The organism is Photobacterium sp. SKA34, from assembly GCF_000153325.1.
In the GTDB taxonomy this organism is placed as follows: domain Bacteria; phylum Pseudomonadota; class Gammaproteobacteria; order Enterobacterales; family Vibrionaceae; genus Photobacterium.
On record NZ_CH724142.1, the window covers coordinates 593,942 to 608,617 of the forward strand.

The following is a 14,676-nucleotide window of genomic DNA, read 5'->3' on the forward strand; positions in this document are numbered from 1 at the left end:
TCACACATAACATAAAATTATCGCATTGATTTAAAAGGCAAAAAAAAACGCAATTTAAAATGGTGTTCATAAAAACACCATTTATCTAAAATATTTATTAGTGCGAGTGAGTCCGCATTTTATAGTGAGAACGCCACAATTTTGCTCAAAAATAAATCTATTTATTGTTTTCGCGGTAAAAAGCCCACTCTTCTACAACTTTACCATCCGCTAAGTGACAGTATCCCACCTCACCTTTTTCTTCTTTTTTAATTTCAAGTTTTCCGCCCTGCTCTTCACAGTAAACAGAAGCTGGATTAGCCATACCAACTGCTTCCTTTTTTGGTTGTTCTGGTTGTTTTTGCTCTTCTTTATTACACCCAACTAGTGCGATACCCAAACCGATAGCGGCGAATAAAACTGTCCACTTTTTCATATTGTTCCCTTATATAACTCACTTTTCCATTTTGGAAAATATACTTTAATTCTTTTTCACTTCTGGAAATGAGAAATCTCATCTAAAGTGCCGGCAAACTATAACAATGCACGGTACTAGTAATGTCATTACAATCCAAAATGAAACAGATTATTACTTCTTCTACACTAAGCCCGAAACAAAAAACATTGTTTCTCTCTCTCGAGGCTGAAGCTATTGTAGACTATGTGTCAGTGAGTGACGAAATTTTAGTAGCAAAAAATGAAGGTATTATCTGTGATATGTTCGAAGGTAATGCGCCTTTTAAGCCTCGCTACGTACTACCCGACTATGCTAAATATTTACAGAATGGTTCACGCTATTTCGAGCTAACCCCGGCACAAAATCTGGATGATGCACTCAATGCGCTCACCATTATTTATCATCACGTCCCTTCTGTAACTAACTATCCCGTTTATATCGGTCAACTTGATGATTTATTGTTACCGTTTGTTCATAGTGAGTCTGAAGCTGATATTTACAACAAGTTAAAGCGTTTTTGGATTATGCTCGACCGCACACTACCCGATGCGTTCATGCATGCCAATATTGGGCCAACGGATAATATTATTTGCCGTACCATTTTAAAAATCGATGCAGAGCTTAAGCAAGTCGCACCTAACCTTACTTTTATGTACGACGCTGAAGTATCGCCAATCTCTTTACTCGAACAAGCTTGTCAAAATATTTGTGAATGCAGTAAGCCCCACATTGCCAACTATCCAATGTTTAAAAATACGTTTGGTAAGCAAGGCTTTGGTATTGTTAGCTGCTACAACTCACTGCCATTAGCCGGCGGTGCAAATACTCTTGTTCGCTTAAACTTAAAAGCGGCTGCAGAAAAAGCAATAGATGTAGATAGCTTCATCAACCAAGTGCTACCGCATTATTGCCAAATGACTTTCGGACTCATTGAGGCGCGTTCAGCATTTCTTCATGAAGATTCAAACTTCTTTGATAGCTTTTTAGTACAAGAGCAATTAATTGATGAAAACCGTTTTGCTCCAATGTTTGGTATCTATGGTATGGCTGAAGCGGTCAATTTATTATTGGAAAAATCAGGCTCAACAGAAAAATATGGTCACAGTGATTCAGCTAATGCATTAGCATTATCTATTACTCAACTATTAAGTGACATTGTCACGAATACACCAGTGAAATATGGTTATAAACAACGAGCGCTATTGCACTCTCAAGGTGGCATTAGCTGCGATCAAAACGTAACACCAGGAATTCGTATCCCTTATGGTACAGAACCTGATCCTGTTTTACATATTAAAGCGTTGGCTGCACATCATCAGTATTATCTATCAGGGATCAGCGATATTTTAACCATTGATGAAACCATTAAACAAAATCCACTTGCCATGGTTACGTTATGTAAAGGCGCACTAAATATGGGGTTCCGTGAATTTACTGCAAACGTTCACTCTAACGATCTTGTTCGAGTAACGGGCTATATGATTAAACTTTCTGATGTTGCTAAATTCAAAGAAGCAGGCTCACGGACCAATACAACGTGGTTAGGCTCAGAAGCCAGCGAACAAACCGACATTTTAAAACGTCTACCTCGTGTGTTAAGTCACGAGCAAACACCTCATTATTCACATTTCTCTATAGAGAATTAAGAGTTAACAAGTAAATGATTTCAGCCACTATTAGTAAGATACTTAATTTTTCGTGTGTTGATGGACCAGGCAACCGAATGGTGATTTTTTTTCAAGGATGTAACTACAACTGCAAAAATTGCCATAACCCACAAATCATCGGTATTTGTAACCATTGTGCAGACTGCGTTAAGCATTGTCCAACACAAGCATTACAAACAATTCATACGGAAAATGAAAAAACTAAAGTGGTGTGGAATAAAGCGTTATGTACTGAATGTGATAAGTGTATTGAGGTTTGTCCTCATCAAGCGAGCCCCAAAACCATGACAATGACTGTTTATGAATTAATTGAAAAAATTCGTGAAAATAGATTATTGATTAATGGTATTACCGTTTCAAGTGGAGAAGCATCACTTAATTTACCTTTTATTATTTCGTTGTTTCGTTTGATAAAAACAACTGCATCACTGAAACATTTAACTTGCATGATAGACAGTAATGGCAGTTTAAGCGTAACGGGGTGGAAACACCTTAACCCCTACCTTGATGGTGCGATGATTGATTTAAAAGCTTGGCATGATGAAACGCATAAATGGTTAACCAACAGAAGTAACCATCGCGTTTTTGAAACGATGAACTTTCTCCATGCTCAAAAAAAATTACATGAAATAAGGCTGCTACATATTCCTAATAAAACAGATTTTATGGAGCAGATTGAAAAAGTGGCGTATTACTTACGTCCATTTTCAAGCAGTGTGAAAATAAAGCTCAACGCCTTCAGGCATCATGGTGTTGTGCGTGATGCGCTCAATTGGGAAGAGTGTAACCAACAAGAGATTAATAACTTAGCTGATGGATTATCAAAGCGTGGCGTACAAAGTCTCGTCACGCCAGCTATGTATTAAATATAGGTTGAGTATATTCCGCCTGCTGGAGGTATTCGCAATATTAGCGAAGAGATTCAGCAGTCGGTATATGCTGTTCTATTCGTGATTTATCGAAACCTTGCACAGCAAATATGACGATAGATTAAAGGCTCTCTTTGCCATCGAGATGGCTATTTATTTATTGTAAACAAAATAAAGAACGGCTCATCCATATTTTTTGTCGTAGTGATAAATGAGATCTGCATAACGAGTCCAATAACAATGACGTCAGAAGCGCGTCATCAAATAAGCGCTAACCTATTGTAAATAAAATTAATTTAACTCTCAATACCACAAAGAAGCAAAATTTGTTGATGTAACCAACGAACCGCTGGATCATTCATACTCGGTTGATGCCACACTAAACTATAAGCAACCTTACCATAATTAAAAGGTAACGGCTTTGCTACCAGCGCCTTTGACTGTAAGGCGGTACTGGCCCATCGTTTAGAACAGGTAAATAACAGATTACTGTTATGGCACATCGTTGCTGCACCACCAAAATCCGCGACATTCACAACCACTTTTCGTTTGTGATGCTGTTGAGTTAATTGCATTTCAAAAAATGGCACACTTAAATCACTATCTAAGATACCAATATGACCATAATTTAAATAATTCTCTATGGTCAGCTCTTTATCAGCGAGAGGATGATCATGCGCCATTAAGCAAACCATCTCATCGGTAAACAGTGTCTGCCAAACTAAGTTATTTTGCATCAATGGTGGTTGACTCAGATCGTGTGGCAAAATCACAAAATCCAACATGCCTTTGGTTAAACCATCAAAACCAATACTGTCTTTAGACCAAATATCAAAACGGACATTCGGCGCCTTTTTTAAGACATGAGCATAAAGCCCACCAGCGATTAATTCAAAAGTACTTTCACGCATCGCAAGTGAGAAACTCCCTTCATACTCCTCAGGCAGAAACGCCTCTTTGGTCATGATCTGATTCATATCGCTGATCATTTGGTGAACCGTAGGGCCTAACCTACGAGCTAAAGGAGTAGAAATTAGCTTATTGCCATGACGATAAAAGAGCTCGTCATTTAAATTATCACGCAATTGACTGAGGGTTTTACTAACGGATGAAGGGCTTACACATAATCGCTCTGCACATGCCGTAACACTTAACGTATCTAGCATTACGTGCAACGTAATTAAGTGTTTCATACTTATACGAGAAAGTTTAATTAAATCCATCTGCGACCTTTAATATATAAGCCAGAAAATCGATAATTCAGTAGTATGAGATAAAAAAATGCTAGTCAATAAAGGACTAGCATTTCTGTTCATTTATTAATAGCACATGCTGTTTTTTTTAATTTCAACAATAGCGCAAACTATTGTTTAACGAATACCGTTCAAAAACTCTGCACGCGTCGCTGAATTTTTCTTAAAAATACCGCCAAGTGCTGTGGTAGTGGTTACACTGGTTGCATCCATAACACCACGCGCTTTCACGCAATAATGCGTTGCATCAATAGTTACTGCAACATCATCACTTTCTAATAATGTTTGAAGAGCGACTAATACTTGTTGTGTTAAACGCTCTTGAACTTGTGGACGCTGAGCAAAGAAACGAACAATACGGTTAATTTTGGATAAACCAATAATTTTCCCACGTGGAATATAAGCAACAGTCGCTTTACCATCAATCGTTACTAAATGGTGCTCACACGTACTGGTTAACGTGATGTCTTTAACTCGCACCATTTCATCACACTTCATTTTATTTTCAATGACAGTGATTTTAGGAAAATTGGCATAGTCTAGGCCAGAAAACACTTCATCAACGTACATTTTCGCAATACGGTGCGGGGTTTCAACCAAGCTATCATCAGTCAGATCTAGCGCGAGTAACGATAAGATCTCACGCATGTGGTATTCAATCTTTTCTTTTTTCTCTTCGCGGCTAACATTTTGTTCAACCATTGGGGTTTCAAGACCACGGGCTGCTAATGCATCACGTACTAGTACTGCAGATTCACTTAATGCTGTCATTCTTTTCCTCCAACTGGCACAGGCTGAAATGCAATAAAACAAGCCTGTTTTCGCTCGCCAGCGCTAAAAACATACGCAGAATACCTCCAAATGGAAATAATTACACCTCCCATTTATTAGGGATTAGTCCAATTGGCCTAATTTTGGCATAATCAATCCCTTACAGCCCTTAACAATAAAGGGTAAAATCATAATTAAGTGATTTAATGCGTGGCTTTAAAGGCTATTAATATTTAGCATTTTACTGATGCTCTTGCTTCAACGCCACTATGATTCAAATTAAACAATAACGAGATGGATACCATTATGGGATGCTGCGACGTACCAGGCCTTATGCCCGTTGAAACTGCCATTGAAAATATTCTTGAGCAAGTTTCCTCTACAACTACAACATCAACGGTAGCATTAGCCGATGCAATGGGATTAGTGCTAGCGCAAGATATACTTTCGCCTATCAACGTACCACCATTTGCGAACTCGGCAATGGATGGTTACGCGCTACGTGCGGAAGATTTAGCGAATTCAGATACATTGGTTTTAGCAGGTAAATCTTTTGCAGGTGTTCCATTTGAAGGTGAATGTCAGCAAGGTCAATGTATCCGTATTATGACGGGTGCTGAAATGCCAGCCGGTACTGATACCGTTATAATGCAAGAAGAAACCTCTGTTGATGGTGAGAACATTACATTTAATATCAAGCCAAAAGCGAACGATAACGTGCGCCCAATTGGTGATGACGTTAGCCTTGGTGAAACTGTACTGGTAACAGGTACTCGTTTAACAGCACGTGAAATGCCTTTACTTGCATCACTCGGTATTGCAGAGCTTGACACTTACCACCGCCCGAAAGTCGCTTTCTTTTCTACAGGTGACGAATTACGCCCAGTAGGTGAAATATTAGAATCCGGTCAAATCTACGATAGCAACCGATACGGTATTCGCGCCCTACTAGAAAGATTTGGTTGCGAAGTATTAGATTTAGGCATTATTCCCGACTGCCCTGAAAAACTGCGTGACGCATTTTTAAAAGGCTCAACAGAAGCTGACGTATTAATCACATCGGGTGGTGTGAGTGTCGGTGAGGCGGATTACACCAAAGATATTTTAGATCAAGAAGGTCAAATCGGTTTTTGGAAAATTGCCATGAAACCAGGTAAACCTTTCGCGTTTGGTAAAATCAATAATGCATGGTTCTGTGGCCTACCGGGCAACCCAGTATCAGCAATGCTGACTTTATACCAGCTAGTACAACCTATGCTGGCGAAACTAGCAGGTAACAGCCAATACCAACCGCCTGTCCGTGTAAAAGCGAAAGCGACAACAATGTTTAAAAAACGCCCTGGTCGAACCGATTTCCAACGTGGTATTTACAATATTAACGCTGAAGGCCAATTAGAAGTAGCGACAACAGGCAATCAAGGTTCAGGTGCCTTTAGTTCAATGCACCTTGCAAACTGCTTTGTAGTTCTAGAGCAAGATCGTGGTCGTGTTCAAGCGGGTGAAGATGTAACTATCGAAATCTTCAACCACACCTTGTACTAAGCAACCGGTATTTTTAATGACAACAGATAACATGAATAACGTTGAACTGACAGATGATGAAATGCTGCGTTATAACCGTCAAATCATTTTGCGTCAGTTTGATTTTGAAGGCCAAGAAGCATTAAAGGCTTCTTCTATGCTTATTCTTGGTGCTGGTGGTTTAGGCTGTGCTTCAACACAATACTTAGCCGCTGCTGGTGTGGGTAAGTTAACCCTGATTGATGATGATAAGGTTGAAGTTTCTAACCTTCAGCGTCAGGTGTTACACCATGATGCTACGGTTGGCCTATTAAAGGTCGATTCTGCAAAAGAAGCGTTATGTCGTATTAACCCATATCTTACAGTAGATACCATAGCCAAACGCTTAACCGATGAAGCGTTACTACCACTCATTGAAAGCCACGACATTGTTTTAGATTGTAGCGATAACGTTGATACCCGTAATCAACTTAACCGCCTATGCTTTAAAACCAAAACGCCGCTTATCTCTGGCGCAGCAATTCGTATGGAAGGTCAAATCAGTGTTTACACTTACCAAGATAACGAGCCGTGTTATCAGTGTTTAAGTGCCCTATTTGGTCAACAAACATTAAGCTGTGTTGAAGCGGGCATTATGTCGCCTGTTGTCGGCATCGTTGGTGCCGTTCAAGCTATGGAAGCAATCAAAGTGGTTGCCAACATGGGGACACCACTAACAGGTAAACTACTCATGCTAGATGCGCTCACAATGAGCTGGCGAGAAATGAAGTTAATGAAACAACCAACTTGCTCAGTTTGCGCTAGTTAATCATATCCGCTGTATATATCACTCCATGGCATATACAGCGGTAACTCCTTTTCCCCATTACCACTTAACTGACCACTTATTCTAAGTCTCCTAGCCGATCGGTTTCACACAACTTATACTCTAGTTTATATCTAGAGCATTTTTTTGCTAAGACCCCTAATACACATATAAATTACGGTATGAATATGTTTATTAAAAAGATCATAACAGCAGCCTTGCTTGCACTGTCATTTAATATCTCAGCAGCCATTAACGACATCCCAGCATCCAAAAAACTACTGATAGATAATCTATTAGCACAAACGGGGCAATCCGCCGTTGCTGTCGGTAGACAGTATTCAGAATTGTTCACTCAGCAAATGACTTTGATCTTGAAGCAATCTAAACCCGATATTAACCCCAAAGCGTTTGACATTGTAGAAGAGGAGATCATCGCCATCATGGATGAAGAGTTTTTAATCAATGACGCCTTCAAAACCATGATGTACCCAATCTACAGTAAGCATTTCACTGAAGGTGAACTACGTAAGATGATTGAAATTAACAATACAGAATTTGGTAAAAAGATAATTCGAGTAATGCCTCTTATCAGCAAAGAAGGCATGATAGCTGGACAAGAGTTTGGAAAGAAATTAGGTCCAAAGATTCAAAAACGTATAGCCGAACGATTTAAAGAAGAAGGGATAAAGTAAGCCGTTTATTCATCTGCTATTAAAAAGCCGACTGTGACTATTTTTCTAGTGCTCAGTCGGCTTTTCTATTCAATACTATTTTTTACTCTGCTACTAGAGCAATAAAATAATACTTACAATTGCTGCACTCATTAAGTTTGCGAGTACACCTGCCGCAACGGCGCGAATACCATATTTAGCAATAAACGAACGGCGCTCAGGAATTAGACTTCCCATACCACCAATCAAAATAGCCAGCGTTGTAATGTTTGCAAAACCACATAATGCAAAAGTAACAACAGCAAGGCTGTGTGGCGATAAGGTATCTTGCACATTCATCATATCAATGAAAGCAACAAACTCGTTCATCAACACTTTCTGACCAATTAATGAACCCGCTGTTACCGCCTCGCTCATTGGAATACCCAGTAAAAGCGCAACGGGGGCAAACAAGTAACCAATCAGCATTTGGAACGTTAAGCCATGAATACCAAAGAACTCACCTATATCACCTAGCAAGCCATTAAATAATGCGATCACACTGATAAAAGCAATCAATGTTGCACCAATAGTCACCGCCATACGCAAGCCAGACATTGCACCATCAGCTAACGCTTCAACTACATTGGTTGCTTTAGGGATTTCAACACTGGTAATTTCATTGGCTGGTAGCTTATTCTCGCTTGGTGGCATAATGATTTTTGACATTAATAAACCAGCAGGCGCAGACATGAACGCAGCGGCAATCAAGTAATTTAAATCAACACCAACAGCGGCATAACCCACCATCGTAGAACCTGCAACAGAAGCCAAACCACATGTCATCACCGCAAAGAGTTGTGAATCATCCATAGATTTTAAGTACGGTTTAATAACCAGTGGGACTTCAGACATGCCGACAAAAATATTTGCACCCGCAGATAATGATTCAGCACGACCCGTGCCTAAAATACGTTGTAGCGCGCCACCAAAAATATTAACGACTTTCTGCATAATGCCTACGTGATACAGCATAGAAATCAGAGCAGAAAAGAAAATAATAATACCAAGTACATTAACGGCAAATACAAAGCCGATACTACCTGTTGCCAAACCACCAAATAAAAATGACAAGCCATCTTTACCGTAATCGGTTACGTACGTTACGCCATTACTGACAGCTTGTAGTGCTGTTTTACCCGCGGGGATATATAAAACAATTAAAGCAAACAGTACTTGTAACGAAAACGCGATAGACACCATTTTTACAGGAATACGCTTTCTATCTGTTGATATAAAAAACGCAAGTAAAAGTAGAACGAATATACCTAATAAAGCAATCATGAGATCTTTGTTGTTACCCAAAAGAGGGTTGCATTGTATTTGCATTAAAAATACAAGCAATATCACATTGTTAGTGAGTTGTTACTCAGAGAGTGATACTTCTAAATATATTGAACCAATAACAAAATACACATTTAAATATCAATACATTAGCTTTAAACGCTGCTTTATTATTTCCATATAAAAAAAATAATTTGCTTTAATGCAATAAAATCGAAAATATCCGCGTATTTAACAAGCATATCTGTGCTGTTATTTTCAACAAGAGAGACTAATTCATTACAAGACAATCTATTACTTAGGCCAGCTTTACTTATTCCTAGTTAACATTACCAGTTTATTGCTGAGAGGAAATAGTGAGAACTGCCCTCCACTACTGGCTCAAAGCAGGGCAAAGAAATATAGAATCAAGGCTCTAAGTCGTTTAAATCAAATTATATCTGGAATCCTCAAATGTTTTACTAAACAGCTATTTCCCGCAGTTTTGCATTTGCTAACAATACAATTGAGTCACCTGAAATACGCCTTACGCCAAAATAGCCACCTGACGACGAAAGTTGATGTACCTGAAGTGAATCTGAGTTAAGTTTGTCAAACCAATATGGAGCTAAAGAACATTGGGCTGAACCTGTTGCCAGATCTTCAGATATACCAATTTTGGGTGCGAAATATCTTAATACGTACCCATTTTCACCATTCGCTGCAGTCACAATTAAAGCATGATACTTACTAAGCTGTTTAAAGCGCATATCATCAGGTTTAAAGCTTCTTACAGATTCTATAGAAGGTAAGACTAAAACTAAGTCTCGAGTTGAAAACACCTCAATAGCATCCACAGTTAAGTCCGATATTTCTGATGGAACAACACATATTTTACCTTTCCAACTAGGTAACTCAAGAGTATATACACCACTCTTTTTAGCAATTGAGACGCTTCCGTATTTGCTGTTAAAAAGTACACTGTCGAGTTTGTACTTAGAGATGATCGCAGCACCAGCCCCTAAGCTTCCATGACCACACAGGTTAATTTCTCCATCCAATGAAAACCAGCGTATGTGAAATTGTCCATTCGTTTCCATAACAAAAGAGGTAACTGGTAGCCCTGCTTCACAAGTTATTTTTTGTAATTCTTCATCAGAAAGCCAGCTATCTAGCTCTAATACACCACAGGGGTTACCAGAAGCCAATTCACCACTAAACACATCATAAATATATAATTTGATAATCCACCACCCTCTTTACCATTTAACGCCTTGTAAGGCTTAAGACACGCTATACCGAAGCCGCGCCATACTTGCTATAACGCTTTGTATTAAGAAACTTGAAGGGATAATGAAAGGAAGTTTTCATCGCTTTCAGTCACTTTATAGCCAAGAGATTTGTAAAACCTTACTGCTGACACATTTCTCGTAAAGCTTGATAAGGTTTCGTGACTACGCCCTTGCTCTCTCGCTATCTCGTGAATCATATTCATTACCCTTTCACCCAATTTTTGGTTTTGGTATTCTGGAAACACAATCAGTAAATGTACATGAAGTGCGTTCTCGTAAGGCTTGAAGCATAACATCCCAACTTGTATCTTATTGAGATAAATCCAATAAAACCAATGCGGCCCATAGTCATTTTTTAAACGATTGTTCTGAAACTCATCACACCAACCAAAAACGTCATCAATATGCGTATAAAGCCCTTGTTTCACAATAGAAAATAGACTTTCAAAATCATCTCTTTCGATTTGTTTTAATTGAATATTCATATATTTGTGTTAAACGCATTTGTTACAAGTATTGTGCAATGTAGTCTGCAATCTTGTGGCTAGCTGAGAAATATTGGCTTATGGGTAAATCCAAACTTAACTTATCAACATCCACGGACAATGAATCATACTTTTCTTCATACTCCAACCAGCTGACCTTAATTGCGTGTTGAACGTAAACGCCCCATGAACCCACGGGGCGATATTTGTTAGTGTTTGAGGTTCCAAGGTAGGAGTGCATCGATATCGGGCTCAGCTTTCGCGAGCTCTTTCATGCACTTGACCATGTAGTCGTAGAGGATAAGGCCGTTGGCTTTCGCAGTCTCGACGATGCTGTAAAGCATCGCACTCGCATCAGCACCATTTGGCGTGTTCGAGAACAACCAGTTCTTTCTGCCAATGACCAGCGGTTTAATTGCGCGTTCAGCGCGGTTATTGTCTATCGATAAGTGACCGTCATCGATATAGCGGATCACCTTCGGCCATTGGCCGAGCGTGTATTTTATCGCTTTACCCAGCGGGCTAGACGCTATCACTTGTTGAGATGTCATCCACTCGTACAACTCGTCCAGTATCGGTTTGCTATGCAGTTGACGTTCTGCTTTTCGTGTTTCGACAGTCGCACCTTTTAAGCGCGATTCTATCCCATAGAGCTTCTGGATTTTGGCCAGCGCTTTATCTGCTTTGCCTGACTTACCTTTACCTTGAAGCTTCTTAGCCTCCATGAACTTTCGCCGTGCATGTGCCATGCAGCCAACATTGGTGACGTGATAAAGACCATCATAGGCACCATAGCCATCGGTTTGTAGATAACCACTGTAATCCCCCAAGAAGGCAACAGGGCATGCCCTCGCGCGACTGTTTTGATAGTCGTACAAGGCAATATTCTTCACATTGGGGAGTGCGGCTTCTGGCGAGTCTGCGCCCGAGCAGTAGAGCCACATGTAACACTGTTTTTCTTCCTTGAGAACATTGAGTGGCGTTTCATCCGCCTGGAACACCACTTGTTGAAGTAGGTGCTCTTTTAGAGCGGCATAGAGTGGTTTGAACTTCTCACTAACTTGGATAACCCATCTGGCCATAGTGGTTCGTGATAGCTCGATTCCCGACTGGGTAAACAGCGACTCTTGGCGGTAAAGTGGCATCGCGTACTGGTATTTGCCAAGAATGATGTTGGCAAGCAAGCTTTCTGTGGCAAAGCTCTTCGGGATAATGCTTTGCGGTGCTGGCTTTTGAACGATGTGATTGCTGTCTTCAGTTTGCTCGCACTGGCGGCAAGCATATTTAGGGCGAACATATTCCAGCACTTTGAGTACGGCTGGCGAAAACTCCAGCTTTTCACTGCTGTCTTCACCGATTTTATGCAGGTCATGATTGCAGCATGCACACTGCTTTTCATGGTCGTCTAAATCAAGTTCGATAACTTCACGAGGTAAGGTCTTTGGAAGAGGCTTACGCTTACCGCGTTTCTTCGTTGTGGTTGTGGTGGTCGTCGTAACCTCAACCTCTTCTTCCTTAGCGGCTTCACATTCCGCTTCGTTGAAGAGGTCACCTTGAGATTCATCGTAGGGCTTTAACGCCTCCGAGCGTTTTGCGAACTGGCGGTCGAAAGCCAGTTTGAGTTGCTCAAGCAGAGATTGACGCTCTTGTTTCCACTGAGATTCGCTGTGTTTTTGCAACGCCAACAACTCTTTCACCATCGCTTGTAGCTCGGCAACATCTTGGCTTTCTGGGTTGATATTTGGCGTCTTTTTCATGGCATTTATTATACTAAAGTCATGCCGTTAACGCTTGGTGGATATAGCTTTATTATCGATTAAGTCATTGTAAAATCGTTTATTTGAACGGGTTTATGGCCGATAATCGTGAAGCCAGAAAGCAGTCTATCAAGCTCGCATTGAGTCAGGGTAAACACGTCATTTTTCTCTTTTGACGGCCATTTATACTTGGCTTTTTCAAGGCGTTTATACCAAAGTGCAAAGCCTGTTTTATCCCAGTACAACACTTTGATTTTGTCGCGCTGTTTATTGGTAAACAGGAATAGTGCGCCGCTTCCCAAGGGTAAATCGGTGTCACTTTCGATAATCGCCGCGAGGCCATTGATGGACTTTCTAAAATCGACACTCTCACGATACAGATAAATATCTGGTGCACTTAGCATATGTTTCATGACAAGGCTCCAATGAGTTCTGCCAGGTAGGCAGCGGGCGTGCCTTGAGGAATACTCAGCTCAACGTCGTTGACAAAAAGTGTCATATTCGCGGTAGGTATTTGCGTCATATGGTAACGTGTTGTCTGCTCTACAACGTTTGCTTTGACGAAGCCGTTAGTCTGTGGTGTTTGAAGGTGTGTTAACTGTTGGCGTTTGGCATGAAACGTGGAAAGACTTAATCCGTGATGTTCACAAAAAGCACGTTGAGTGAGTTGGCTGGATTCATAGCACTCAAACAAAGTCTGCCATTCTTGATTGGTACGTCGTGTTGCCATTTTAAATCTCCTTTGGATTGGAGATTTGATCTTATTCTTCGAGTAAAGTGATTAGAATGCGGTGTTTATGGCACGCTTACTGTTGAACTACACCATGAGTGACTAATAGGCTTGCAAACTGTTCTGGAGTATATCCTTTGGTCTCTGCAATAAAATGCTGCCTTTCTGTTAAGGTGGTATTTTGTGTTAAGAATAAATAATAATTTGCTACATCTAAAACATGTACATACTGGTTATACCCCTTACTTGGAATAGCAACCTCTATTGCTGAATTAGATTTTTCTGCAATGATTCGTTTGAGTTGGCAGGACTCGCCACCGTAAATGATGCTGGGGCAATAGACGATATGCCAGTTGTCAGATAGAGCCTTTTCTAATGTTTCAACGTCCAATTTAACACTATCAAACGGCTTAAAATTAAACTCAACTAAATCCTTTTTATTCGCGTACCCAAATAACCATACACCTGATGTATGTATCTTAAGAGACTTTCTTGAAGCAAATCTATTCAAATCGGAAAAGAGTTTTTGTTCGATCGTAAGCGTGCCATAAACACCGCATTCTAATCACTTTACTCGAAGAATAAGATCAAATCTCCAATCCAAAGGAGATTTAAAATGGCAACACGACGTACCAATCAAGAATGGCAGACTTTGTTTGAGTGCTATGAATCCAGCCAACTCACTCAACGTGCTTTTTGTGAACATCACGGATTAAGTCTTTCCACGTTTCATGCCAAACGCCAACAGTTAACACACCTTCAAACACCACAGACTAACGGCTTCGTCAAAGCAAACGTTGTAGAGCAGACAACACGTTACCATATGACGCAAATACCTACCGCGAATATGACACTTTTTGTCAACGACGTTGAGCTGAGTATTCCTCAAGGCACGCCCGCTGCCTACCTGGCAGAACTCATTGGAGCCTTGTCATGAAACATATGCTAAGTGCACCAGATATTTATCTGTATCGTGAGAGTGTCGATTTTAGAAAGTCCATCAATGGCCTCGCGGCGATTATCGAAAGTGACACCGATTTACCCTTGGGAAGCGGCGCACTATTCCTGTTTACCAATAAACAGCGCGACAAAATCAAAGTGTTGTACTGGGATA

General features: G+C 40.3%; 17 protein-coding genes. 7 read left to right on the forward strand and 10 right to left on the reverse strand.

All coding sequences use genetic code 11. The annotated features are described in order from the left end of the window. Window positions 1–157 precede the first annotated feature (157 nt). Window positions 158–415 carry a DUF333 domain-containing protein gene (locus SKA34_RS11650; protein WP_006645730.1) on the reverse strand — a complete coding sequence of 86 codons (258 nt, stop codon included), beginning with the start codon at window positions 413–415 and terminating at the stop codon, window positions 158–160. A 122-nt stretch (window positions 416–537) separates the two neighbouring features. On the opposite strand from SKA34_RS11650, the gene SKA34_RS11655 reads away from it, so the two are divergent. Beyond that, complete coding sequence (locus tag SKA34_RS11655; protein ID WP_006645731.1) at window positions 538–2,082, forward strand: YjjI family glycine radical enzyme; 1,545 nt, start codon at window positions 538–540, stop codon at window positions 2,080–2,082. Between the two features lie 14 nt (window positions 2,083–2,096). After that, complete coding sequence (locus tag SKA34_RS11660; protein WP_039860317.1) at window positions 2,097–2,969, forward strand: YjjW family glycine radical enzyme activase; 873 nt, start codon at window positions 2,097–2,099, stop codon at window positions 2,967–2,969. Window positions 2,970–3,268: 299 nt separating this feature from the next. On the opposite strand, the gene SKA34_RS11665 is transcribed toward SKA34_RS11660, so the two are convergent. Then, window positions 3,269–4,195 carry a LysR family transcriptional regulator gene (locus SKA34_RS11665; protein ID WP_006645733.1) on the reverse strand — a complete coding sequence of 309 codons (927 nt, stop codon included), beginning with the start codon at window positions 4,193–4,195 and terminating at the stop codon, window positions 3,269–3,271. A 147-nt stretch (window positions 4,196–4,342) separates the two neighbouring features. Further along, window positions 4,343–4,996, reverse strand: a complete 654-nt coding sequence (gene folE / locus SKA34_RS11670) for a GTP cyclohydrolase I FolE (RefSeq protein WP_006645734.1) — start codon at window positions 4,994–4,996, stop codon at window positions 4,343–4,345. A gap of 306 nt (window positions 4,997–5,302) precedes the next feature. Between folE and moeA the strand changes: the two genes are divergently transcribed. The 3 genes from moeA (at window position 5,303) to SKA34_RS11685 (ending at window position 8,017) form a co-directional block, all read left to right on the forward strand. Beyond that, entirely contained in the window at window positions 5,303–6,538 is a 1,236-nt protein-coding gene (gene moeA, locus SKA34_RS11675) for a molybdopterin molybdotransferase MoeA (RefSeq protein WP_006645735.1), read from the forward strand. A 16-nt stretch (window positions 6,539–6,554) separates the two neighbouring features. Then, a complete protein-coding gene (moeB, locus tag SKA34_RS11680; RefSeq protein WP_006645736.1) occupies window positions 6,555–7,325 on the forward strand; it encodes a molybdopterin-synthase adenylyltransferase MoeB in 771 nt (256 codons plus the stop codon). A 185-nt stretch (window positions 7,326–7,510) separates the two neighbouring features. After that, window positions 7,511–8,017, forward strand: coding sequence for a DUF2059 domain-containing protein (locus tag SKA34_RS11685; RefSeq protein ID WP_006645737.1), 507 nt, complete (start codon window positions 7,511–7,513; stop codon window positions 8,015–8,017). Window positions 8,018–8,110: 93 nt separating this feature from the next. On the opposite strand, the gene SKA34_RS11690 is transcribed toward SKA34_RS11685, so the two are convergent. The 7 genes from SKA34_RS11690 to SKA34_RS11720 form a co-directional block, all read right to left on the reverse strand. Further along, window positions 8,111–9,319, reverse strand: coding sequence for a NupC/NupG family nucleoside CNT transporter (locus SKA34_RS11690; protein WP_006645738.1), 1,209 nt, complete (start codon window positions 9,317–9,319; stop codon window positions 8,111–8,113). A gap of 461 nt (window positions 9,320–9,780) precedes the next feature. Beyond that, window positions 9,781–10,542, reverse strand: a complete 762-nt coding sequence (locus tag SKA34_RS11695) for a PhzF family phenazine biosynthesis protein (protein WP_086004118.1) — start codon at window positions 10,540–10,542, stop codon at window positions 9,781–9,783. An 89-nt stretch (window positions 10,543–10,631) separates the two neighbouring features. Further along, window positions 10,632–11,075, reverse strand: a complete 444-nt coding sequence (locus SKA34_RS11700) for a GNAT family N-acetyltransferase (RefSeq protein WP_006645740.1) — start codon at window positions 11,073–11,075, stop codon at window positions 10,632–10,634. A 209-nt stretch (window positions 11,076–11,284) separates the two neighbouring features. Further along, complete coding sequence (locus SKA34_RS11705) at window positions 11,285–12,832, reverse strand: IS66 family transposase (protein WP_006645741.1); 1,548 nt, start codon at window positions 12,830–12,832, stop codon at window positions 11,285–11,287. 59 nt (window positions 12,833–12,891) lie between these two features. Next, complete coding sequence (tnpB, locus tag SKA34_RS11710; protein WP_006643801.1) at window positions 12,892–13,245, reverse strand: IS66 family insertion sequence element accessory protein TnpB; 354 nt, start codon at window positions 13,243–13,245, stop codon at window positions 12,892–12,894. After that, the gene (locus SKA34_RS11715; protein WP_004998436.1) at window positions 13,242–13,562 is read right to left on the reverse strand and encodes a hypothetical protein; all 321 of its coding nucleotides are present in this window, start codon (window positions 13,560–13,562) and stop codon (window positions 13,242–13,244) included. Before SKA34_RS11715 ends, tnpB (SKA34_RS11710) begins: the two co-directional genes overlap by 4 nt. 76 nt (window positions 13,563–13,638) lie before the next feature. Continuing rightward, window positions 13,639–13,953 carry a hypothetical protein gene (locus tag SKA34_RS11720; protein ID WP_157044487.1) on the reverse strand — a complete coding sequence of 105 codons (315 nt, stop codon included), beginning with the start codon at window positions 13,951–13,953 and terminating at the stop codon, window positions 13,639–13,641. Window positions 13,954–14,178: 225 nt separating this feature from the next. Here SKA34_RS11720 and SKA34_RS11725 point away from each other — a divergent pair, with 225 nt between their 5' ends. Together SKA34_RS11725 and tnpB (SKA34_RS11730) are read left to right on the forward strand one after the other, a co-directional pair. After that, on the forward strand, window positions 14,179–14,499 hold the full coding sequence (locus SKA34_RS11725; protein WP_004998436.1) for a hypothetical protein: 321 nt from the start codon (window positions 14,179–14,181) through the stop codon (window positions 14,497–14,499). Further along, window positions 14,496–14,676 (forward strand): IS66 family insertion sequence element accessory protein TnpB (tnpB, locus tag SKA34_RS11730; RefSeq protein ID WP_006645743.1); only part of this gene is annotated, 181 nt, incomplete at its 3' end. The genes SKA34_RS11725 and tnpB (SKA34_RS11730), both read left to right, overlap by 4 nt.